The 19,825-nt window shown below is 68.9% G+C and carries 17 protein-coding genes; 12 read left to right on the plus strand and 5 right to left on the minus strand.

Annotated elements, in window-relative coordinates; all coding sequences use genetic code 11:
- Positions 1–29 precede the first annotated feature (29 nt).
- The 3 genes from ACFHNC_RS12355 to ACFHNC_RS12365 are packed head-to-tail and all read right to left on the minus strand — an operon-like array spanning position 30 to position 3,046.
- Positions 30–929, minus strand: coding sequence for an NAD-dependent epimerase/dehydratase family protein (locus ACFHNC_RS12355; protein WP_437169519.1), 900 nt, complete (start codon positions 927–929; stop codon positions 30–32).
- Positions 930–938: 9 nt separating this feature from the next.
- Positions 939–2,177, minus strand: coding sequence for a polysaccharide biosynthesis/export family protein (locus tag ACFHNC_RS12360; protein ID WP_437169520.1), 1,239 nt, complete (start codon positions 2,175–2,177; stop codon positions 939–941).
- Complete coding sequence (locus ACFHNC_RS12365) at positions 2,174–3,046, minus strand: sugar transferase (protein WP_437169521.1); 873 nt, start codon at positions 3,044–3,046, stop codon at positions 2,174–2,176. The genes ACFHNC_RS12360 and ACFHNC_RS12365 overlap by 4 nt, the downstream gene beginning before the upstream one ends.
- A 239-nt stretch (positions 3,047–3,285) precedes the next feature.
- Between ACFHNC_RS12365 and ACFHNC_RS12370 the strand changes: the two genes are divergently transcribed.
- Genes ACFHNC_RS12370 through ACFHNC_RS12420 form a run of 11 tightly spaced genes read left to right on the plus strand, consistent with a single transcriptional unit; the run spans position 3,286 to position 16,954 of the window.
- The gene (locus ACFHNC_RS12370) at positions 3,286–4,842 is read left to right on the plus strand and encodes a hypothetical protein (protein ID WP_437169522.1); all 1,557 of its coding nucleotides are present in this window, start codon (positions 3,286–3,288) and stop codon (positions 4,840–4,842) included.
- Positions 4,839–5,816 carry an NAD-dependent epimerase/dehydratase family protein gene (locus tag ACFHNC_RS12375; protein WP_437169523.1) on the plus strand — a complete coding sequence of 326 codons (978 nt, stop codon included), beginning with the start codon at positions 4,839–4,841 and terminating at the stop codon, positions 5,814–5,816. Before ACFHNC_RS12370 ends, ACFHNC_RS12375 begins: the two co-directional genes overlap by 4 nt.
- Positions 5,813–6,820 carry a glycosyltransferase gene (locus ACFHNC_RS12380; protein WP_437169524.1) on the plus strand — a complete coding sequence of 336 codons (1,008 nt, stop codon included), beginning with the start codon at positions 5,813–5,815 and terminating at the stop codon, positions 6,818–6,820. Before ACFHNC_RS12375 ends, ACFHNC_RS12380 begins: the two co-directional genes overlap by 4 nt.
- On the plus strand, positions 6,820–8,127 hold the full coding sequence (locus tag ACFHNC_RS12385; protein WP_437169525.1) for a lipopolysaccharide biosynthesis protein: 1,308 nt from the start codon (positions 6,820–6,822) through the stop codon (positions 8,125–8,127). Before ACFHNC_RS12380 ends, ACFHNC_RS12385 begins: the two co-directional genes overlap by 1 nt.
- Complete coding sequence (locus ACFHNC_RS12390; protein WP_437169526.1) at positions 8,117–9,580, plus strand: O-antigen ligase family protein; 1,464 nt, start codon at positions 8,117–8,119, stop codon at positions 9,578–9,580. Before ACFHNC_RS12385 ends, ACFHNC_RS12390 begins: the two co-directional genes overlap by 11 nt.
- Positions 9,577–10,527, plus strand: coding sequence for a hypothetical protein (locus ACFHNC_RS12395; protein ID WP_437169527.1), 951 nt, complete (start codon positions 9,577–9,579; stop codon positions 10,525–10,527). Before ACFHNC_RS12390 ends, ACFHNC_RS12395 begins: the two co-directional genes overlap by 4 nt.
- A complete protein-coding gene (locus ACFHNC_RS12400) occupies positions 10,524–11,708 on the plus strand; it encodes a glycosyltransferase family 4 protein (RefSeq protein ID WP_437169528.1) in 1,185 nt (394 codons plus the stop codon). Before ACFHNC_RS12395 ends, ACFHNC_RS12400 begins: the two co-directional genes overlap by 4 nt.
- Positions 11,698–12,882 (plus strand): glycosyltransferase family 4 protein, encoded by a 1,185-nt coding sequence (locus ACFHNC_RS12405; RefSeq protein ID WP_437169529.1) that lies wholly within the window; start codon positions 11,698–11,700, stop codon positions 12,880–12,882. Before ACFHNC_RS12400 ends, ACFHNC_RS12405 begins: the two co-directional genes overlap by 11 nt.
- Positions 12,879–14,732 (plus strand): glycosyltransferase, encoded by a 1,854-nt coding sequence (locus ACFHNC_RS12410; protein WP_437169530.1) that lies wholly within the window; start codon positions 12,879–12,881, stop codon positions 14,730–14,732. The genes ACFHNC_RS12405 and ACFHNC_RS12410 overlap by 4 nt, the downstream gene beginning before the upstream one ends.
- Positions 14,729–15,739, plus strand: a complete 1,011-nt coding sequence (locus tag ACFHNC_RS12415; protein WP_437169531.1) for a polysaccharide deacetylase family protein — start codon at positions 14,729–14,731, stop codon at positions 15,737–15,739. Before ACFHNC_RS12410 ends, ACFHNC_RS12415 begins: the two co-directional genes overlap by 4 nt.
- A 3-nt stretch (positions 15,740–15,742) precedes the next feature.
- Complete coding sequence (locus ACFHNC_RS12420) at positions 15,743–16,954, plus strand: glycosyltransferase (protein WP_437169532.1); 1,212 nt, start codon at positions 15,743–15,745, stop codon at positions 16,952–16,954.
- Here the strand turns inward: ACFHNC_RS12420 and ACFHNC_RS12425 are convergent.
- Positions 16,932–17,672: a nucleotidyltransferase family protein gene (locus tag ACFHNC_RS12425; protein WP_437169533.1), complete on the minus strand. Its 741-nt coding sequence runs from the start codon at positions 17,670–17,672 to the stop codon at positions 16,932–16,934. The two genes, ACFHNC_RS12420 and ACFHNC_RS12425, sit on opposite strands and share 23 nt — an antisense overlap.
- Positions 17,665–18,654 (minus strand): GDP-mannose 4,6-dehydratase, encoded by a 990-nt coding sequence (locus ACFHNC_RS12430; RefSeq protein ID WP_437169534.1) that lies wholly within the window; start codon positions 18,652–18,654, stop codon positions 17,665–17,667. The genes ACFHNC_RS12425 and ACFHNC_RS12430 overlap by 8 nt, the downstream gene beginning before the upstream one ends.
- Positions 18,655–19,148: 494 nt before the next feature.
- On the opposite strand from ACFHNC_RS12430, the gene ACFHNC_RS12435 reads away from it, so the two are divergent.
- Positions 19,149–19,825: hypothetical protein (locus tag ACFHNC_RS12435; protein WP_437169535.1), on the plus strand; the 677-nt coding region annotated here is incomplete at its 3' end.

Genomic DNA, 19,825 nt, shown 5'->3' on the forward strand with positions numbered 1-19,825 from the left:
TCCTCCTGGAGTGAAAGCGTGCTCCTGCATCAGGCGGAAGCGGATCGGGGAAAAGTCAGCGCAAGCCCGTCGCGCAGCGGGGTCGGCTCGATCCCCAGGCGATCGCGCATGGCGCTGATGTCGAAGGCCTTGTCCTCGGTCAGGCGGCGGATCTGCGCCGGCGTCACGCGCGGAAGGCCGGGCAGCAGCGCGGCCAGATGCGCCAGCGGGCGCAGCAGCGCGGCGGGAAAGCCCAGTACCGGCGGCGCCCGCAGCCCCGCGGCCTGCGCCACCATGCGCAGGAAGTCCCGGTAGGCCAGCGCCTCCGGACCCGCTACCACGATCGTCTCCGGCCGCTCCCAGTGCCGCGACAGGGCCGCCAGAAGGCAGCGCGTCACGTCATCCTGGTAGACCGGCTGGACCAGCGCGTGGCCACCGCCCGGCAGCGGCGCCACCGGAAGCCGCGCGAGCAGCGCGGCCAGGCGCTGCACATCGCCCTCGCCCTCCTGCCCGTAGATCAGCGTCGGGTGCAGCATGACGCCCGGTCGGCCGCTGGCGAGGAAGGCGACCTCCCCGGCGCGGACGCCATCGCCATGCGGATCGGGCCAGCGGGAGAAGCGGCGCGTGGAGCCCATCAGGACAAGGCGCGCCTGCCGCGGCGCTGCGGCCAGCACCTGGCTGGTCCAGCGCGCATGTGCGGCATTCACCACCACGTCGGCACCCTCCAGCGCGGCGGCCAGCGCCGCGGGGTCGCTGAGGTCCGCCATGCGGGCGGCCGGGCCCGTTGCCTCCGAAGGCCGGCGCTGCACGGCCACCACCCGCTGCCCGGCCTGCACCAGGCCCCGGCAGAGCGCCCTGCCGGAGCGCCCGGCGGCGCCGATCACGGCGACCAGGGGTTCCGCCTGCCGGGCCGGGTGCGGGTCGTCCAGGGAAAGCGCGGGCTGTTGCATGGCCGCGTTTCAGCGCAGCGGCCCGAGGGCGAGGCGCTCGCCGCCGGCGGAAGGTTCGGTGAAATGCACCAGGTCGCCAGGCAACAGCGGCGTATCGGCATCGGCGGCGATGCGCTGCGGCGGCGTGGCGCGGATGCGCAGGATCGCGACCGTGAAGCCGGCTGCCGCACCCACCGGCTGGTCATCCGGGGGCAGCGTCTCACGCAGCTGTGCCAGCCCGCTGCGTGATTCCTGAAGGATGATACGCAGCGTCGCCAACTGGTCCTCGGCTTCCCGGATGCCGTTGCTGGCCTCCAGCCGGCGCTGCTGCTCGGCATTGATGCGCGTATGTTCCACGCGCGCGATCTCCTGCCGTGCGCGTGCCATGAAGGACAGGATCTGCCGGCGCTCTCCATCCACCTGCACGGCAAGCCGCGCCAGCTCGATCACCCTTGTGGTGCGGGGCGACAGGCCGCGACGCATCAGGTTGTCGACGTAGCGTGTCTCCTCCTCCAGCAGCTCCTGCTCCCGCGCCTTGGCGGTCGCATTTTCCCGCAGGGCCTGGATCTCGTCGTTCAGCGCCGCCGTCTGCGCGGCGAGCATGGCGAGCAGACTCTCGAAAATCTCGTACCGGCCGCGCAGCAGCAGACGCTCGCTTCCCAGCGTCTGCTGCAGGCGTTCGCGGGGCAGGTAGAGTGCGGCATCGGCGGGCGCCTCGAATTCCCTGACACCCTCCGTCTCGGCCAACCATCGCGCCCGACGGAGCAGGGCCAGGCCGAAGCTGTCCTGCCCCTGGCGGAGACGTTCCCGCAGCCGCGCGATCTCGACCTTCGCGCCGACCTCTTCGAGCTCCAGCCGTCGTGTTCCTCCGGCGGCGGCGAGCGCGTGCCCGACCGTCATGCCAAGCTGAAACGGATACTGGCCCGGCCGGCGCACGGGACCGGCGACCAGGATGGGCTGCATCTCCGCAATTTCCACGGAGACCCGGGGGTCGAGCAGGGCGGCCTCGTCCCGCAGCCGTTGCGCGACCGCCGCCCTGACCTGATCGGGGGTCTGCCCGGTGACGGCCAGGTTGCCCAGGAAGGGCAGGGACACGGCGCCGCCCGGCAGCACGCGGAACTCCCCCGAGAGGTCGGCGCGTCGATGGACGGTGATCGAGAGCTTGTCGCCGGGGCCGAGGATGAATGGCTCCGTCGCCGCTGACGTGCTGTTGGCCAGGGCGGCGCCCGTCATCGCGATGACCAGGCAGACGGCCCGGATGGTCCTCACGGTGCACGCTCCTGGCCGACGGAGGAGCCCATTTCCGGACGCGGTTGCTGGGCCTTCTCGCCGCCCGCGGCGTAGCCGCGAATCATGGCCAATACCTCGCCAGGGGTCATCCGATAACGGCTCCAAAGCCCGCCAAGGACGGTGTAGGCCAGGATGCGCAAATCGAGTTCGACCGAATAGAAATGCGTCACCGCTTCGCAATAGGCGATCTCGAGTTCCAACCGTTCTGCATCGGAAAGGCTGTCGCGACCAACAAGTTGCACCGGACCGGTGAGACCACAGGGCAGCGCAAAGCGACGTTCCGCATGAGGAAATACCTCGAGCAGAGAAGCGACGACGTTTTCCGGCAAAGGGCGATTGCCGATCAGGCTCAGATGACCCAGCAGCACATGGGCCAACTGCGGCATCTCGGTCAGCATCGCGCGCTCGATGAGCCGGCCCATGGGCGTGTAAAGCGGCGAACTTGACGGCAGGTTGAGAAAGCGCGTGGTCGCGACGGGAATGGTTTCGCGATTTGCGATCCTGTCTGCGTCGCGGCGCATGGTGCGGAATTTAGCTATCGGAAGCGCGGGGCCGGGTCCGACGCGGCGACGCGAGACATACAGTACCGGCCGGCCCTCCATGATGAGCAGGCCGAGACCGAGCACCAGCAGGAAAGGCAGTAGCCAAATCAGCATGCCCAGACCCACAACGAGGTCGAATGCACGCTTCCGGCGCGGAAACTGACGCGACATATCGGCCCTCTTTTGACGAGGCAGGAACGAAGTGCTGGGCGATGATTGCCTGGAGAAAACCATAAGTCCGGTGTGTTTCATCACCAATTCGTTCATCAATTCGTGACTTCTTGCAATCCTGAACCATTCGGTCAAAGATTGCCTTTCTCATTGCTTGGTTGTAAACCGAAACGTAAAAATAGATATTTTCATGTCACTCGCTTTCGAAACGCGATGGAACAGAAGGAAACAAACCGGGAAAGTGCACTTAGGTAAAGTCATTCGATATTTGTCGGTTTCAGGTTTTCGGCATCTAATGTTCGGGACATCAGCATGCCGCAGGGACGAAAGCGCACGCCGCGGCCGGGGGTCTGCAAGTGGAAGGTGGCAACGCCATGCATGGTGCGGTGGTCCTGGAGCCGCTGCCGCGGCCGAGCTGGATCCCGTCGGATCTCGGCGGCGCCTTCGCGCTACTCCGCCGCTCCTGGCTGCAGCTGCTGGCCTGCGGGCTGGCGGGTATCCTCTCACTGCTGGCCTGGGCCGTCGTGATCTCGGGACCGAGTTACACGGTCACCTCCAAGATCCTGGTCAATCTCGGGCCGGAGATGGCAACGACGCCGCTGCTGACGGCGCGTGAGACGGCCATCCCCGCTCCCGCCACACGGCGACCGGAGGATCCCGCAACCGGCGTGGAAATCTTCACCGATCCTCGCCTCATCCGCGATGTCGTCGCGGAGCTCGGCGACGACTTCTTCGCCGACTCACCGCCAACCAGCGATTTCCAGCGCTTCAAGAGCGCCGTGAAATCCGTGATCCGCAGCGCGCGGGACATGATGCGCGAGGCGCTGGTGATGGTTGGCCTGCGGCCGTCCACCACGGAGCAGGAGCGGCTGACGCTCGCCATCGGTGCGGCCATGCGCGTGGAGCCGGTGCGCCGTTCGGACATCATCACGGTGAGCATCGGCTTCCCGCACCCGCGCGCCGGCGAGATCATCCTCCAAAAGTTCATCGACACGGCGCTGTCCCGCTACAGAGACGCCTTTCACAGCCCCGGCGTCACGGATTTCTTCGCCGAAGGCCGAGCCGAGCGTCTGGCCGCCATACGCGCTGCCGAAGCCCGCCTGCTGGCGCTGCGCCTTTCCGCCGAGGACCCGATCTGGTCGGTCGCGGAGCAGCGGACCGTCCTGATCCGCGCCGAGGCCGACAGCCAGGCGCAGCTTCGGCAGATAAGGAATGCGATCGCGGCTGCGGAAGCGCAGGTCGCTCAGGCGGAAACAACGCTGGCTCAGATGCCGGCCGAGGTCGAGCTTTCGACCGTGCGGTCGCGGAACGAAGCGACGGACGCCATGCGCAGCCGCCTGGTGCAGCTTCGCCTCGATCTCGGGACGCAGCAGGCACGCTATGGCGAGGGCAGCCAGGAGATCGGCGATCTGCGCCGCCAGATCGAGGCGCTGCTGGCGCAGATCGCGGCGGAAGACCCCTTCGTGGTGGAGCGGGTGACGCTGGGCCAGAGCCAGCTTCACCAGGCCGCGATGCGCGACCTGATGTCGCGGCGCGCGGATCTCGCCGGGCTTCACGGCAGCGCCGCCCGGCTCGACGAACAGATCGGCGCCCTGCGCGCCCAACTGCGGCAGATCGCGACGTCGGCGGTCGAGATTGCCTTGCTGGAGCAGGAGGTCGCCCAGCTGCGTGGGGCGCTGGAGGTATTCGAGCGCGGCTACGAGGATTCGCGCGTCAGGGAGGCGATCGAGGCGGTGCGGCTGTCCGGACTGCGCGTGGTCATGCCGCCGACATCCGAGATCCTGCCGTCTTCCCCTTCGCTTCGCCGCACATTGCTGCTGGGGCTGATGGGCGGGCTGGTTCTCGGCGCGGGCCTGGTGCTGCTCCTCGAATTTCGCGCCGCGTCGCGGCGCCTGCCGGATGGAAGGTTCCCGGAGGGAGGCGCGGCATGAAGGGCAGATCCCTGCCGGACTGGGCCGGCCGCCGGGTGCTGGTCACCGGCTGCCGCGGCTTCCTGGGTTCCTGGCTGGTGCGGCTGCTGCAGTCGCAGGATGCCATCGTCATCGGCATGGCCGATGCCGGCCGGGCGGACGCGAATGGCCCGGGCCTCGCGGCCATTCCGGTGGCCGCGGAGCTGCGCGACATGGCCAGCCTTGCCGATATCCTGCGTGAACACGTGCCGGAGGTGGTGTTCCATCTGGCGGCCAAGTCGCTTCCCTCCGTCGCGCGGCACCAGCCACATCTGACCTTCGAGGTGAATGCGCGCGGCACCTGGAACCTGCTGGAGGCAATCCGCACCATCGCGCCGGAGACGCGCCTCGTCTTCGTGTCCACCGATTCCGTCTATGGCGAGAATGACGGCACGCCCTTCACCGAGAGCACGCCGCTCGCGCCCGATTTTCCGTATGAGGCATCCAAGGCCTGTGCCGAGCTTGCGGCGCGCTGCTATGCCCGCAGTTTCGGCCTGCCGGTCGTGCTGGCGCGGTTCTGCAACATCTACGGCCCCGGCGACACCAACATGGACCGGCTGGTCGCTGGCACGGTGGAGGCCGTGCTCACCGGGCAACCCCCGCGGCTGCGGGGGGATGGCAGTTCGGTCCGCAATTACCTCTATGTCGAGGATGCGACGCGCGCCCTGCTGCAGGTGGCGGACGCCCTGGGCGGCGAAATTGACTCGGGCGAGGCCTTCAACTTCTGCGACGAGGCGCCGGTCAGCTCGGCCGATCTTGTGCGTCGCATCGTCGCGATCGCGGGCCGCACCGACCTCCAGCCCATCCTCGGCCCGGGCACGCCCGGTGAGATCTCCATCAAGCGCGCCTCGGCGGAGCACGCCCGCCGGATGCTGGGCTGGCGGCCCGGCGTGACGCTGGAGGAGGGGCTGCGACGGACCATCGCCTGGCACCGCGAAAGGCGGGTCGCGGCATGACGGGGCTGCACGCCTCGCCGCGGGTGACCGTGGTGATCCCCACCTACAACGCGGCGCACTGGCTGCCCGAATCCGTGGAAAGCGTGCTGGCGCAGGATCTGCGGGATTTCGAACTGCTGGTCCTGGACAATGCCTCCACCGACGACACGCCGGCGGTGATGCGGCGCTACGCCGATCCGCGCGTCAGCTATTGCCGCAACGCGGCGAATCTGGGCCTGGCCGGCAATGTGCATCGCGGCTGCCGGGAGGCGCAGGGCGAATTCCTTCTCGTGCTGGGCGCGGATGACCGGCTGCTGCCCGGCTTCCTCACCGCCGCCGTCGCCTTCCTGGAGGCGGAGCCCGGGGTCAGCATGGTGCATGGACCGGCCGCTTGGATCGACGCGCAGGGACAGCGCTTCGGCGGCACCGCAGGCGGCTGGTCGCGCATCACGCCCCGGCCGCGCGCCATGCTCGGTGCCTTCGGGGCGGGCTTCTGCTTCTCCACCATGGTGATGCGCGTGGCGGCCATCCGCGCCACCGGCCCCTTCGACGAGGCGTGGCGGGAGGTGATCGACCTGTGGCTTTTCCTGCGCATGTGCCTTGCGGGGAAGGTCGGCTACCTCGACAGGGTGCTCTGCGAGTACCGGGTGCATGACGCCGCGATGTCGATGCCGATGTATCGCGACAACCTGATGTTTCACCGCCAGATGAACGCGGCGCGCGAATGCTTCGCTTGGCCGGAGGCCGTGGCGGCAGGGGCCGCGGTGCATCGCCGGGCTGCGGAACGCCACGTGGCGGCGATCGCTGTCGCGGTGCTGCATATGAGCCGCAGCGCGGGCTATGGCCGCTTCCTGCGCAACCTGGCGGAGGTTGTCACGGCGGTGCCGGAGGTGCTGCTGCGGCCGGGGACCTGGGCGCGGTTCGGCTTCGGCCTGCTGCCGGCCGCCGCGATTCGCGGCCTTGGTCGCTGGCGCCACCGGCGAGCCCTGTCGCGGCAGGCCTCCGCCCTCCCGAGGCCCGGCTGATGCCGCGCGTCATGGCCCGCAACGCGGCGCTAGTGATCGGCGGCCGCATCGGCTTCGTGGCGCTGTGGTTCCTGGCGGTGCTGCTGGTCTATCGCGGGTTGGGATCGGACCCGGCCGGCCTGTCCCAGGCCGGGCTGTTCGCGATCGCCATCGCCTGCGTCAAGATCGCATCCGGCTGCATCGTGGATCCTTCCGACGTGGCGCTGATGCGCCGCGCCCCGTCGCTGCTGCGCGACGATCCGGAGGCCGCCTACCGCCTGTTCCGCGCCGCCTTCGTGCTGCGGGGCGGCCTTACGGCGGCGGTCGTGCTGACGCTGCTGGTCTTCGCCGAGGCCTTCAGCCGCGACATTCTCGGCCATCCGGAGGCCGCGCCCCTGCTCCGGTTCGTCGCCGCGGCCATCGTCGGCGACATGCTGGTCCGCTCCATCATGGTGGTGCTTCAGGCGGCGGAGCGTTTCAAGGCGCTTGTGCTGCTCGAAGGCTTCATGCAGGTGCTGCGGTTCGGCAGCATCCTGCTGCTCGGGGCGCTTGGCGCGATCCAGGTGGAACTGGTGCTGGCGAGCTATGCGGCGGCGTCCTTCCTGACGGTGCTGGTCGGCGCCGTCTGCCTCATGCCGCGGCGGCTGTTCGCATCGCCGCGCTTCGAGGCCCGCGACCTGCGCCATCTGCTGCATTTCCTGAAATGGATGATGCCGGCGATGGTGCTGGCCGCCTTCAACGAACGCCTGGACATCCTGCTGGTCTTTGGCTTCGCCGGCTCCGACGTGGCGGGCCTGTATGGCGCCATGCTGACCCTGGCCCTGGTGCCGGACCTGGTGGCGGGCAGCCTTTCGTCGCTGCTGCAACCGCGCGTCGCGCGCATGCGCGAGGAAGGGATCTACAATGCGCACCTGCGGCTGTTCCTGCGGATTTCCTTGCCGGTCCTGGGGATCGGCTTCCTGCTCGCCCTGTTCCTCGCCCGGCCGGTTATCACGCTGGTGCTGGGCCCGGCCTATGCGGCGGAGACCGCCAGCTTCCTCTGGCTGCTGGCCGGCACGCTGATCTGGCTCGCCGTCACGCCGCTGCCGATGACGATGGTGGCGGTGCATGCCCCGGCGCAGATCGCGCTGGTGACGGCGGGGCAATTGGCCATCGTCGCCTCGCTCGGCCTGATCCTCCTGCCGCTGCAAGGGCCGGTCGGCATGGCGATCGCGGTGTTCACCACGCGCATCAGTGTCGCGCTCGCGCTGTACCTGATGGCACGACGGCTGGCCTCGCCGATACGGGGGGGCGCCCTGCTGCGGGTGCCGCAGACCCATGCGTCCTAGCCTCGCCGTGCTGCCGGCGGGCGTCGGCGCCGCGCTGTTCGGCGCCAGTGCCCTGGCGGGGCCGCTGATCGCCGTGGGCGCGGTGCTGGGCCTTGCACTGGCTGCGGTGATCTATGCGGCGCCGGGGATCGGCCTGGCGCTGATGGTCCTGGCGGGCACGGCGCTGCAGGTGCTGGGCAGCGAACATATCAGCGGGCTGCCGGTGAGCCTCGGCAAAGTGGCCGGCGCCTTGACGCTCGCCGTGTGGCTCGCCCGCAGCATCCTGCGCCGGCTGCCCGTCACCTGGTCGCCGCAGATGCCGGCTCTGGCCGGCTTCCTGGCGATGGTCCTGGCATCCGCGGTCACAGCACCGGCCCATTTCGGCGGCATGGAGGGGCTGGCGCGCTACATCCAGCTTGTCCTGCTGACGGTGATGATCGCCAACATCGCAGGCGAATCCGCGCGCGCCCTGATCCATGCCTGCATCGCCCTGACCGCCTGCATGACCCTGTCGGGCCTGATCGGCCTGGCGGAGTTCCTGCTGCCGAACCTGGCCATCGAATCCGACGACCCCAGCCTGGTCCAGGGCAATATCGGCGCGATCATTGACCGGGATTCGCTGGACGGGGTGGAGGTCAAGCGGATCACCGGCGGCCTCTCCGATTCCAACTGGTTTGGCTACATGCTGGTGGCGGTGCTGCCGGTGCACCTTTTTCTGTTCATGCGCTTCGCGTCGCCGGTGGCGCGGCTGCTGATTCTGGCGGCGGCGGGTCTGCAAAGCGTGGGCGTGGTGCTGTCCTTCACCCGCTCCGCCGTCATCGCGCTCGCGGTTTCCGTGCTCTATCTGCTGATCCGCGGGCGCCTGCCGCTGAAGCCGTTGCTGCTCGCCGGGCTGCTCGGGGGTATCGGCTTCGCCCTGTGGAATCCGGCGGGGCTGGAGCGGTTGTACTCCGTGCAATATGTCCAGGAAGGCAGCACCCCGCTGCGGAGCTGGCTGCTGCGCGGTGGCGCCGCGCTGGTCCTGGAACGCCCCGTTGCCGGCTACGGCTACAACCAGTTCGGCCCGAATTTCATGGGGTGGCTCGATACCCGGTCCGACGTGCCGGATGGCGTGCGCCTGTGGCAGGCGAATATCGAAAGGCGCGTCGCCAGCGGCGAGGATCGGCTTGAATGGATCATGCCGCACAACACGGTTGTGCAGGTCTGGGTCGAATTCGGGCTGTTCGGGATGATCGCCTTCGGCGGCATCATCTTCTTCATGTTCCGCGACCTGGCCGTGGCGCGCCTGCATGGCGGTCCGTCCTGGGGCCTTTTGGCCGATTGCCTTGTGGCCTCCCTGCTCGGCTTCCTGATCTGCGCCGCATTCGGGCATCTGGCGCTGGCGAAAACCGTCTGGATTCTGGCGGGGTATTCGGCGGCGCTGCGCCGGGTGGCGCTGGAGCACGGACCGCGAGGGGCGGAGGTGCGGCGATGAAGTCGCTCGGTCCCTTCGCGCGGCGCATCGGCCTGCTGCTCGGCACCGGCTACGTCCTGCATTTCTTCTCGGAGGCGGTGTTCTGGTCGCAGCTGCGGCCGGATGAGGGGCTTCAGGACCGGCCGCTGTCCTGGCTGCTTTACAGCTACTTCGGCTACCTGACCCTGGTGCTGATGCGGCATTTCCGCGTGCATGATGCCTGGGGGCTGCTGCTGGTCGGTGCCGCCTTCGGCTGGCTTGGGGAGGGCGTCTTCGCGATGACGCTGTTCGGCCATCCCAGCATGCCGTTCCCCTTCACCATCAGCTGGACTGCGCTGGCCTGGCACGGGCCGATCTCCGTGGTGCTGGGATGGCACATGTTGGGCATGGCGTTGCGGCAGCCCAGCCTGCGCCCGGTGGCGGGCCTTGCGCTCGGCCTCGGCGCATTCTGGGGCGTCTGGGCCTATGGCTGGCGCTTCGACGCGCAGCCGGTCGCGGCGGGCGCCCTGGCCTTCCTGGCGCAGGCCCTGATCGCGACGGCGCTGCTGGCGCTGGCCTACGTGGCCGTGGCCGCGGGGCGCCCGGCGGCGTTCCGCCCGTCCCGCCCGGGGCTGATCCTTGCGCTGCTGGTGCTGCTCGCTTTCACCGGCCTGGTGACGGTACCGCATGTGCCGATAGCGCTGGCGCTGCTGCCGCTGCTGGCGCTGATGTTGTGGCTGCTGCTGCGCCGGCACCGGGCCGCCGATGCGCCCACCATCCTGGCGCAGCATGCGGCCCCGCTGCGGGCGCGCAACCTGGCCGGGCTGGCGCTGATGCCACTGGCTGCGGCGGCGATCTATGCGCTGCTCGGGGCGGCGGCGCTGCCGCTGCACACCCTGCCGGTGCTGGGCGTGGCGGCGACGGTCGCCGGCGCCGTGCTGTTCGGCATCGCCACCCTGCGGACGCTGCGACGGAGCAACGCGACATGACGAAGATGCGACCGATGGACAAACGGTCCCCTCCCTTCCACGGGCCGACGCCGCTGGTGATGGTGAAGGGCGCCTATGACCGCGCCGGAGGGCCCGAGACGGTGCTGGAGACGATCGTCCGGCACCTGGACCGCGAGCGCTTCCCACCGCTGCTGGTCCTGCTGGCCGGCGGCACACAGCCGCTGCCGCCGGTGTTGGAGGATCTGGTAAAGCGCGTCCCCTCCGCCCTACTGCCCTGGCGCGGGCTGAGCGGTGCGCCGGGAAGCGCGCGTCAGGTCGCCCGGCTGCTCGACGGACGCCCGGGCGCCATCCTGCACACCAACGACATGCGCGCGGACCTGCTGGCCTGGATGATCACGCGCGTGCGCCGCGTGCCCTGGATCGCGCATGTGCATGGCTGGCTGCGCCACACGCATTCCGGCAAGCACAAGCTGTATGAGGATATCGACCGCTTCCTGATCCGCGGCGCGGACCTGGTGCTGGTGGGCTCCTCCGCCATGGCGGAGGAGGTGCGCCTGGCCGGGGGGCGGCGCGTGGAGATCGTCAGCAACGGCATCGCCGCCGCCGATCCGGCCCAGCACGATGCGGAGGCCGCCGCGATCCGCCAGCGCATCGCGCCCGGCGGCGGCCTGCTCGCCGGCATCCTCGGCCGGTTGCACCCGGGCAAGGGCCAGGCGCTGCTGATTGAGGCGCTGCCCCGGCTGCGCGCGCGCGGCCTCGACATCACCGTGGTGCTGATGGGCGAAGGCCCGGCGGAAGCCGAGTACCGGGCGCTCGCGGAGCGCCTCGGCGCCGGCGCCCATGTGCATTTCGCCGGGCTGGTGGCGGAGACGCTGCCCTGGCTGCGGGCCATGGACATGGTCTGCGTGCCCTCGCTGAAGGACAGCCTGCCGCTGACGGCACTGGAGGCGATGAGCGTGGCGCGCCCCGTCATCGCCTCCCGCGCCGGCGACCTACCGCTGGCCATCACCGATGGCGAGCACGGGCTGTTGGTGGAAGTCGGCTCCTCCGAGGCCCTGGAGGCTGCGGTGGAGAAGCTGGCACGATCACCCGCGCTGCGCGCCGAATTTGGCGAGGCCGGGCGCCAGAGGCTGATCGATCGCTACACGCCGGAGTCGATGCTGCGCCAGCTCGAAGGCTATTGCGCGGAACTGATCGCGGAGCGCGGCCATGGACGCTGAACGTCGCCGCATCCTGTATGTGCAGCCGAACAGCGAGGTCGGCGGATCTGACATCGCCCTGTTGCGCACGGTGGAGGCGCTGGATCCCGCCCGCTTCGCACCCGTGGTGGTGCTGCCGGCGGAAGGGCCGCTCGCGCCCATGCTGCGCGCCGCCGGCGCCACGGTGCGGCTGCTGCCGATGATGCAGCTGCGCACGCTGCCATCCCCAGCCTACCAGTCGCGCTACCTGGCGCGGATATGGCCCACGGTGCGGCGCCTCGCCGCGCTGATGCGGGAGGAGAAGGCGGAGCTGGTGCACACCAACTCGCTCTACTGCCTGTATGGCGGCTTCGCGGCGCGGTTGGCCGGTGTGCCGCATCTCTGGCATGTGCGCGAAATTCCGCCCGCGATCCCCGTCGCCAGGCCCGCGCTGGGCCGCATGGTGCTGGCGCTGTCGCGCATGGTCGTGTGCATGACGCAGGCCTGCGCGGACCCGCTGTTCGGGCGCCACGCCGCAGATCGCCGCATCCGCCTGCTGTCCGAGGGCCTCGATCTGCGCGAGTGGTCGCGCGGAACCATTGCGCGGTCCATCCGCGCGGAGCTTGGCATTCCGGCCAGGGCGCCCGTCATCGGATTCGTTGCGCGGCTCGATCCCTGGAAGGGGCTCGAGGTGTTCCTTGAAGCCGCTGCGCGCATCGCGCCGGACTTTCCCGATGCGGTCTTCCTGGTCAGCGGCGATGCGCCCGCCGGCTTCGAGGCCTATCGCGATTCCATGGTGGCGCGGGCCGAGGCACTTGGCCTCGGCAGGCGCATCCAGTTCGTCGGCTGGCGCTACCGGCTGGCGGATATTCCCGCGTTGATGGCCGATCTCGATATCTTCTGCCACACCTCCGTCGCACCGGAACCCTTCGGGCTGGTCATCATCGAGGCGATGGCGATGGGCTGCCCGGTGATCGCGGCGCGCGCGGGCGGGCCGATGGAGATTGTCGAGGACGGCATCAGCGGCCTTCTCACGCCACCCGGCGATGCGGGCGCCCTGGCCGAGGCCATGCGTGGCCTGCTGGCCGACCCCGCCCGCCGCGCCCGCATCGCGGCCGCGGGCCGCGCGAGGGTGGAGACGGTGTATTCGCGCGCCGCCTTCAGCGCGCGGCTGCGCACCCTGTCCGAGGAAGCTCTGGCGGGGCCGCTCACATGACGCATCCCTTCGACCTGTCCATCGTCATCATCAGCCATGGCCATGCGGCGATGCTGCCGGCCTGCGTCAGCTCCCTCGCCCCGGCGCTCGAGGGGCTGCATGCCGAGATCCTGGTCATCGACAACCTCCAGGATGGCGCGGCCGGCCGGGCGGTGGCCGGGCTTCCGGTGCGGCTGGTCGAGAACGCCGTGCCGCGCGGTTTCGCGGCCAATGTGAATGCCGGGGCGCGGGCCACCACGGGGCGCTGCCTGCTGTTCCTCAACCCGGATACGCGGCACCGGAATGGTAGGCTCGGCGATGCGCTGCGCTTCCTCGATGCGCATCCCGAGATCGGGCTGCTGGGCTGCCGCCTGTTCAACCACGACGGCACGACCCAGCAGAGCTTCCGTCGCTTCCCCTCCCCCGCCGTGCCGCTGGCGCGCGGGTTTGGCGCGGATCACTGGCCCTGGCGACCGCGCTGGTACCGGGAGGCGATGATGGAACAGCCGGCCGGCGGCGCACCGTTCCGCGTCGACTGGGTCATCGGCGCCTTCCTGCTGCTGCGACGCGCTGATTTCGACCGGCTGGGCGGCATGGATGAAGGCTTCCGCCTGTACTACGAGGATGTCGACCTCGCCTGGCGGTTGCGGCGGGCCGGGCTGCAGAGCTGGGTCTTCCCGGCGATGCGCTTCCTGCACGAACATCAGCGCGCCAGCGCCAAGCGGCCGCTCAGCCGCGCCTGGCGATGGCACGTCGCAAGCGCGGCGCGCTACTTCACCAAGACTCTGGGCCGCGGGCTGGCGGGGCTTCTCCTTCTGGCGCAGGCCGCGCCCGCCATTGCCGAACCGCGCTGCCGCTTCCCCGGCCCGTTCACGCGCGTGGACCAACCGATGCGCAGCCAGGCGGGCGGGCCGCTCAGCCCGCTCGGCATCGTTGCCGACCCCAGCGTGCTGCGCCACGGCACGGGCTATTCCATGTGGTTCACCAATGCCGACAGCCGCATGCGCACCGGCATCGTCCGCGCCGACAGCCCCGATGGGTTGCGCTGGATCGTGTGGCGCGCGCCCCGTGGCGCCGACCGGGTGATGGATCTGGTGCTGGCCGCGCCGACGGATGCCTGGGACGCGCCGGGGCTCGAGACTGCCGATGTGCTGGTCGGCCCCGATGGCATCTACCGCATGTACTACACCGGCAACCACAGGCCGGAGGGCAGCGTGACCTATGCCATCGGCCTCGCCACATCCCGCGACGGTGTCACCTGGACACGGCATCCGGCCCCGGTCCTCGAACCCCGCGCGGCCTGGGAGCGCCCGCTCTGCGCCAATCCCGCCAATCCCGCCACCTGCCGCCATGGCGGCGTGCTGGAGCCGAGCGTGTTGCACGACGCCGCATCGGGGCATTATCGCATGTGGTATGTCGGCCTAGGCGAGCCGCCGGGCAGCTTCCGCAGCTACCGCATCGGCCACGCAACCTCGTCCGATGGCGTGAACTGGACCCGGCGGCCGGCGCCGATTTTCGCCCTCGGCGCGCGGGGTGCCTGGGACGCGATGTGGACCAGCCATGTCAATGTCGTCGCCGACCCGGGCGGCGGATTCCACATGTTCTATTTTGGCAGCGCGCCGGGCGACTACCGCGACGGCGTGGAGATGCAGCGCGGTGCCATCGGTCACGCCTTCAGCGAGGACGGCATCCGCTGGGAACGAAACCCGCGCAACCCGATCATCGCGCCGCGACCCAATTCCCGCGATGCCTGGACTGTCGGCGGACCGGCCGCGGTGATCGAGGAGGGCCGCATCCGGCTCTGGTTCTTCGGCGGCCCGACCAGCGGCCTCGCCTCCGAGGTGCAGCTCGCCGAGGCGGCCTGCGGGTGACGGGCGGGCTCAAGGACCTGCTGGTGCGACTGGGGATAGCCGAACTGGCACGCCCGGTGCTCGGCGGCGCCGGCGCGATCCTGGTGTTCCACCGGGTCCGTCCGTACGACCCGTCGCTGCGCTTCGATGCCAACCACCGCAACAGCATCCCACCGGGGCAGTTCCTCGCATTGCTCGATATCCTTGCGGCGGATGGGGTGGAGGTGGTGAGCCTGGACGAGGCGCTGCTGCGCCTGCAGGGCCCGCCCGGCCGCCGCTTCGTGTGCCTTGGCTTTGACGATGGCTATCGCGACAACCACGACACGCTGTTACCGATCATTACCGCGCGGAGCATCCCGGTCACCATCTATGTCGCGACCGGACTGATCGACGGCACGGCACCGCTCTGGTGGTATGCGCTGGACGAAGTCATCGGGCGGGAGGCCGGGCTGCGCCTGCCGATGCCGGAGGAGACGACGCTGGACGCCGGCGACGCCGCCGCAAAGCAGCGCGCCTTCGACAGGACCACGCATTTCATGCTGACCGTGGCGCCGTCTGCGTCCGGGCCGATGGTGGCGGCGCTGGCCGACCGCTACGGCGTGGATTTCGCGGCGCTGGCCTCGCGGCACATGATGGACTGGCCGATGCTGCGCCGGCTGGCCGCCTGCCCACTGATCGAGATCGGCGCGCATACCGTGACGCATCCCCCCCTGGCCACGCTGGAGGCGGCCGCGGCGGCGCAGGAGATGTCGGAAAGCCGTGCCCGGCTGGAGCGGGAGACCGGACGCCGCGTGGACCATTTTGCCTATCCCTATGGCACGCCGCGCACGACGGGAACGCGGGAGATCTGCATGGCATCGGCGCTCGGCTTCCGCACCGCCGTCACCACCGCACCGGGCAACCTGCTGCGTCGCGGCATCTCGCCCCACAACTGGCCGCGGCACGGCATCGGGCCGGGCGATGGCGCGGCGGCGCTGCGGCTGAAGCTCGCCGGCATCCGCAACCCGCTGCATGCCTTCGGGAGCTGAGACATGAACAGCGAAGTTGTACCAATGGCGCTGCGAAATGCAGACATCATCTGCCTCGGCCCGGCGGAATGGGGCGTGATCAACAGCGTCACCTCCTACACCATGCTGGGCATGGCCGAAGCGAACCGCGTGTTGTACGTGGAGCCGTTCGGATCCAGCCTCACCCTGCGCCGCGCGGCGCGGCTCCAGCGCCGGGAACGGGAACGCAAGCCGGTGCTCGAGCAGATCGGTGATCGCGTCTGGATCTACCGGCCGCCAGCCATCGGCCTGCCCGGCACCAGCCGCCTCGCCACTGTCTCGCACATCAACGGCATGATCCTGGCGCGGCTGCTGCGCGGCGTGCAGCGGCAGTTGGGGTTCCGCGACCCCATCCTGTGGTCGCCGCTGTACAATTCTGGCAGCGTTCTGCGCCATTTCCCAGCGCGGCTGAGGATTTTTGAATCGGTCGATTTCGACGCCGCCCTGGCGCGTGACGAACGGCAGCGGCGGATGATTCTTTCGCTGGAGGCCGAGGCCTGCCGGGCGGCGGATATCGTCTTCGCCGTCACCGATGAACTGGCCGAGCCACTGCGGGCGCATAATCCCCGCACGCATGTCTCCTATTGCGCGGCCGCGCCCGAAGTCTTCGGCCAGGCGCTGCTGCCGGAGACCGTGGTGCCGGATGCGATCGCGCGGCTGCCGAAGCCGGTGATCGGCTATCTCGGCGGATTGGATCCCTGGAAAATGGATGTCGGCCTGCTGCGGCACATGGCACGCAGCCATCCGGATTGGAGCATCGCCCTGGTCGGCTATGTCTGGTTCGGCTTCGACGCGGCGGTTTTCGCGGATTGCCCCAACATCCATGTGCTGGGGCCGCAGGATTACGCGGCGTTCCCGAGCTTCCTTAAGGGCATGGATGTCTGCATCATGCCGTTCCCGCTGAATGACAACACGCTGCGGGGCGATGCGCTGAAGCTGTACGAGTATCTGGCCGGCGGCCGGCCCGTGGTGAGCACATCGGTTCCCGCGGCGCGGCGCCTGTCTTCCGTCGTGCGCATCGCCGACACGCCTGAGCATTTCGTCGCCGCCGTCGAGGCGGCGCTGGCGGAGCCACCGGAAGCGCAGGCGGCGCGGCTGGAGGCGGTGCGGCCGCATAGCTGGCACGCGCGGGTCCGGCAGAAGGCTGCCGTGATCCGCGCGGCGCTGGATGAGGTCAGGCCAGGACCTCGTCCCTGAGGAAGGCGGCGCGGTTCTGCTCGAAGGCTTCGGTCGCGCGCGCATAGTCCGTCGGGTTGCCCATATCGAGCCAGAAGCATTCCGACCGGAAGCCCACCACCTTCTCCCCCGCCGCGATCAGGCGCAGCACGAGGGTGGGCACGTCGAGCGGCACGCCAGGCTCGATGTGACGCCGGATGCTAGGCGAACAGGCGTAGATGCCCATGCTGGCGGAGTAGCTGTGCGACGGCTTCTCGGTATAGCTGACGACTTCGCTCGCCGCGTTGATGCCGAGCACGCCGAGCTCGATCTGTATGTGGCGATCGACCACCGCTATGGTCAGCGCCGCGTTCTGCTCGCGGTGGAAGCGCATCATGGCGGCGTAGTCGAGCGTGGTGAGAAGGTCGCCATTCATAAACAGGAAATCATCATCGAAGCCCTCGACGCTGGCCAGCGGACCGGCGGTGCCGAGCGGCTTCTGTTCCTCATGATAGCGGATCCGCATCCGCCGGGAGATTTCCGCCTCGCCCAGATAGGCGCGGATCAGTGAGCTGAGATAGCCGACGGCGAGAACGGTTTCCTCGAAACCGTGAAAGCGGAGCTGCCGTAGCACCGTCTCCAGGATTGGCACCCCACCGACCGGGACCAGAGGCTTCGGCAGCACGGTCGTGAACGGCGCAAGGCGGGTGCCGCGGCCGCCGGCTAGGATGACGGCCTTCAGGACCGGTGCGTCAGACATGGTAGTCCTCCACTTTGAAGAAGCCGGGATTTTTGCGGATCCAGTCGATGGTGCGCGACAAGCCCTCATCGAGTGAGATGCGCGGCGACCAGCCGAGCAGGCGCTGCGCCTTCCGCCCGTCGGCGATGAGGCGCATCACCTCGCTCTTATCCGGACGCAAGCGCTTTTCGTCGGTAATGATCTCCGGCTTGCGGCCGAGGATCGCGAAGATCCGCTCTGCCAGCGCGCCGATCGAGATCTCGCTGCCGGTGCCGATGTTGATCACCTCGCCGACCGATTCCGGCACCTCGCACATGCGGATGACACCCTCGGCGGTATCGCCGACATAGCAGAGGTCGCGCGTCGGGCTGACGGCACCGAGCCTGACTGCGCCGCCCTTGAGCGCCTGGGTGATGATGGTGGGGATGACGGCGCGTGAGGATTGGCGCGGCCCGAAGGTGTTGAAGGGCCGGACGATGCAGGCCGGAACACCAAAGGACCGGAAATAGCTCAGCGCAATCTGGTCGCTGCCGATCTTGCTGGCCGCATAGGGCGATTGCGCCTGAAGCGGGTGGTCCTCATCGATCGGCGCATAGAGCGCGGTGCCGTACACCTCGCTGGTGGAGAAGCAGACGATCCGCTCGATGCCGCGGTTGCGGCAGGCTTCGAGGAGGTAGGCGGTCCCGAGCGTATTGGTGCGCACCACCTCGATCGGATGGATGTAGCTGTAGGGAATGCCGACCAGCGCGGCGAGGTGGAACACCACCTCCTGCCCCTCGATGAGCGCCGCCGCGGTTGCGGGGTCGGCCAGGTCGCCGGAGGTGATGGTCAGGCTCTCGCGCACCTCCGGGGTCAGGAAGTCCAACGCACCTTTGTCGCCGCTCGCCTTGTAGCGCAGGAAGCAGGTGACCTTCGCGCCGCGCAGCACCAGGGCCTCGACCAGGTTGCTCCCGATGAAGCCGCCCGCGCCGGTTACGAGAACACGTTTGTTCTTCCAATCCATCGCCGTCGTCGCTCCTGACCGCTCGCATCAAGGTCGGCGTCGGCGCGCCGTCGCGGCGGTCCATGAACCTTCCGACCCCTCTCGACGACACCATGCGCATACGTCGTTTCGCCTGTGTTTCACGCGTATGCGAGGTTCGGCGTCGCGTGGCGCGGCAGCGCGCCCGATCAAGGTCGGAACGGCCTGACGACTGACGGGAAGCGGTTTGCGGGCCGAAAATCGAGGCTCACGACACGGCATGGACGGCGAAGCAAACCATCCCCACACCTAGAGCTCCAGAAATGTAATTTTAAGTCATCGTTAATGTATTTTGGCGTGACTTGCGGTGTGGCGCCGAATACACGCATTCGTGTTCATCAGGATCGTGAAGCCATGTCGATGACGTTCACAGACAAGACGCGCAGGGTCGCGACGCATCGCCGGATTCTTCACCCGCACCCCCGCCCGACCACAGCGCCGCTCCCTTGTAGCCATGACATGGCGGGCACTGCTTGATGGCGCTGACAGCCCTCGCCGGCGTCCCGTGGTCAATTTCGACCGACGGGACCTTCGCAGGCCGGCTGATCGCCGGGGACCCCACGATCATCGTCGACAACGACATCTATCGCATGTTCTTCACAGATGGCGCGTATGACGGCGACAGGGTTCGACCGGTTATCGCACAAGCCATTTCCACCGATGGATTGACCTGGACTCAGATAGGCGTTGACGCGGCATCGGGTTTTGTGGACGCCGGCAGTCAGGTCAATCTCGAAGGCGCCTGCATTTTCAAGGCAGGTGACACCTTCATCCTGCTGTACTCGGCTTTTGGCGATGTCGGCGTTCCGCTGCCGCAATTCCCCGCCAGCCTCCATGCCGCCACCTCCTCCGACGGCATCAATTTCACACCGATACCTGGTCCGGCCATCCTCGCTCCGTCACCCGGCTGGTACGATAACGATGCGGTCTTCAGCCCCACTGTCATCGCGCATGATGGTGGCTTCCTCATGCTCTATGCCGGGCATGCTTACACCGACGCATCCGCGGTCGATGGACGCTTCGGCGTGTCCCTGGTCGCAGCAACTTCGCCAGACGGGTTGAACTGGAGCAAGGCGCCGACACAGATCCTTCAAGCGGACCCTTCGCTGCCATGGATGTCCGACGGTGTCGCGGAGCCGTCGCTGCTGCTGGG

The sequence above is a fragment of the Falsiroseomonas sp. E2-1-a4 genome, from assembly GCF_051433165.1.
Lineage (GTDB): Bacteria > Pseudomonadota > Alphaproteobacteria > Acetobacterales > Acetobacteraceae > Falsiroseomonas.

What these genes read in the sequence shown, in the direction of transcription:
- ACFHNC_RS12355 (WP_437169519.1), bottom strand. Translation starts at nt 929, where the DNA reads ATGCAACAGCCCGCGCTTTCCCTGGACGACCCGCACCCGGCCCGGCAG.
- ACFHNC_RS12370 (WP_437169522.1), top strand. Translation starts at nt 3,286, where the DNA reads ATGCATGGTGCGGTGGTCCTGGAGCCGCTGCCGCGGCCGAGCTGGATC.
- ACFHNC_RS12375 (WP_437169523.1), top strand. Translation starts at nt 4,839, where the DNA reads ATGAAGGGCAGATCCCTGCCGGACTGGGCCGGCCGCCGGGTGCTGGTC.
- ACFHNC_RS12380 (WP_437169524.1), top strand. Translation starts at nt 5,813, where the DNA reads ATGACGGGGCTGCACGCCTCGCCGCGGGTGACCGTGGTGATCCCCACC.
- ACFHNC_RS12385 (WP_437169525.1), top strand. Translation starts at nt 6,820, where the DNA reads ATGCCGCGCGTCATGGCCCGCAACGCGGCGCTAGTGATCGGCGGCCGC.
- ACFHNC_RS12390 (WP_437169526.1), top strand. Translation starts at nt 8,117, where the DNA reads ATGCGTCCTAGCCTCGCCGTGCTGCCGGCGGGCGTCGGCGCCGCGCTG.
- ACFHNC_RS12395 (WP_437169527.1), top strand. Translation starts at nt 9,577, where the DNA reads ATGAAGTCGCTCGGTCCCTTCGCGCGGCGCATCGGCCTGCTGCTCGGC.
- ACFHNC_RS12400 (WP_437169528.1), top strand. Translation starts at nt 10,524, where the DNA reads ATGACGAAGATGCGACCGATGGACAAACGGTCCCCTCCCTTCCACGGG.
- ACFHNC_RS12405 (WP_437169529.1), top strand. Translation starts at nt 11,698, where the DNA reads ATGGACGCTGAACGTCGCCGCATCCTGTATGTGCAGCCGAACAGCGAG.
- ACFHNC_RS12410 (WP_437169530.1), top strand. Translation starts at nt 12,879, where the DNA reads ATGACGCATCCCTTCGACCTGTCCATCGTCATCATCAGCCATGGCCAT.
- ACFHNC_RS12420 (WP_437169532.1), top strand. Translation starts at nt 15,743, where the DNA reads ATGAACAGCGAAGTTGTACCAATGGCGCTGCGAAATGCAGACATCATC.
- ACFHNC_RS12425 (WP_437169533.1), bottom strand. Translation starts at nt 17,672, where the DNA reads ATGTCTGACGCACCGGTCCTGAAGGCCGTCATCCTAGCCGGCGGCCGC.
- ACFHNC_RS12430 (WP_437169534.1), bottom strand. Translation starts at nt 18,654, where the DNA reads ATGGATTGGAAGAACAAACGTGTTCTCGTAACCGGCGCGGGCGGCTTC.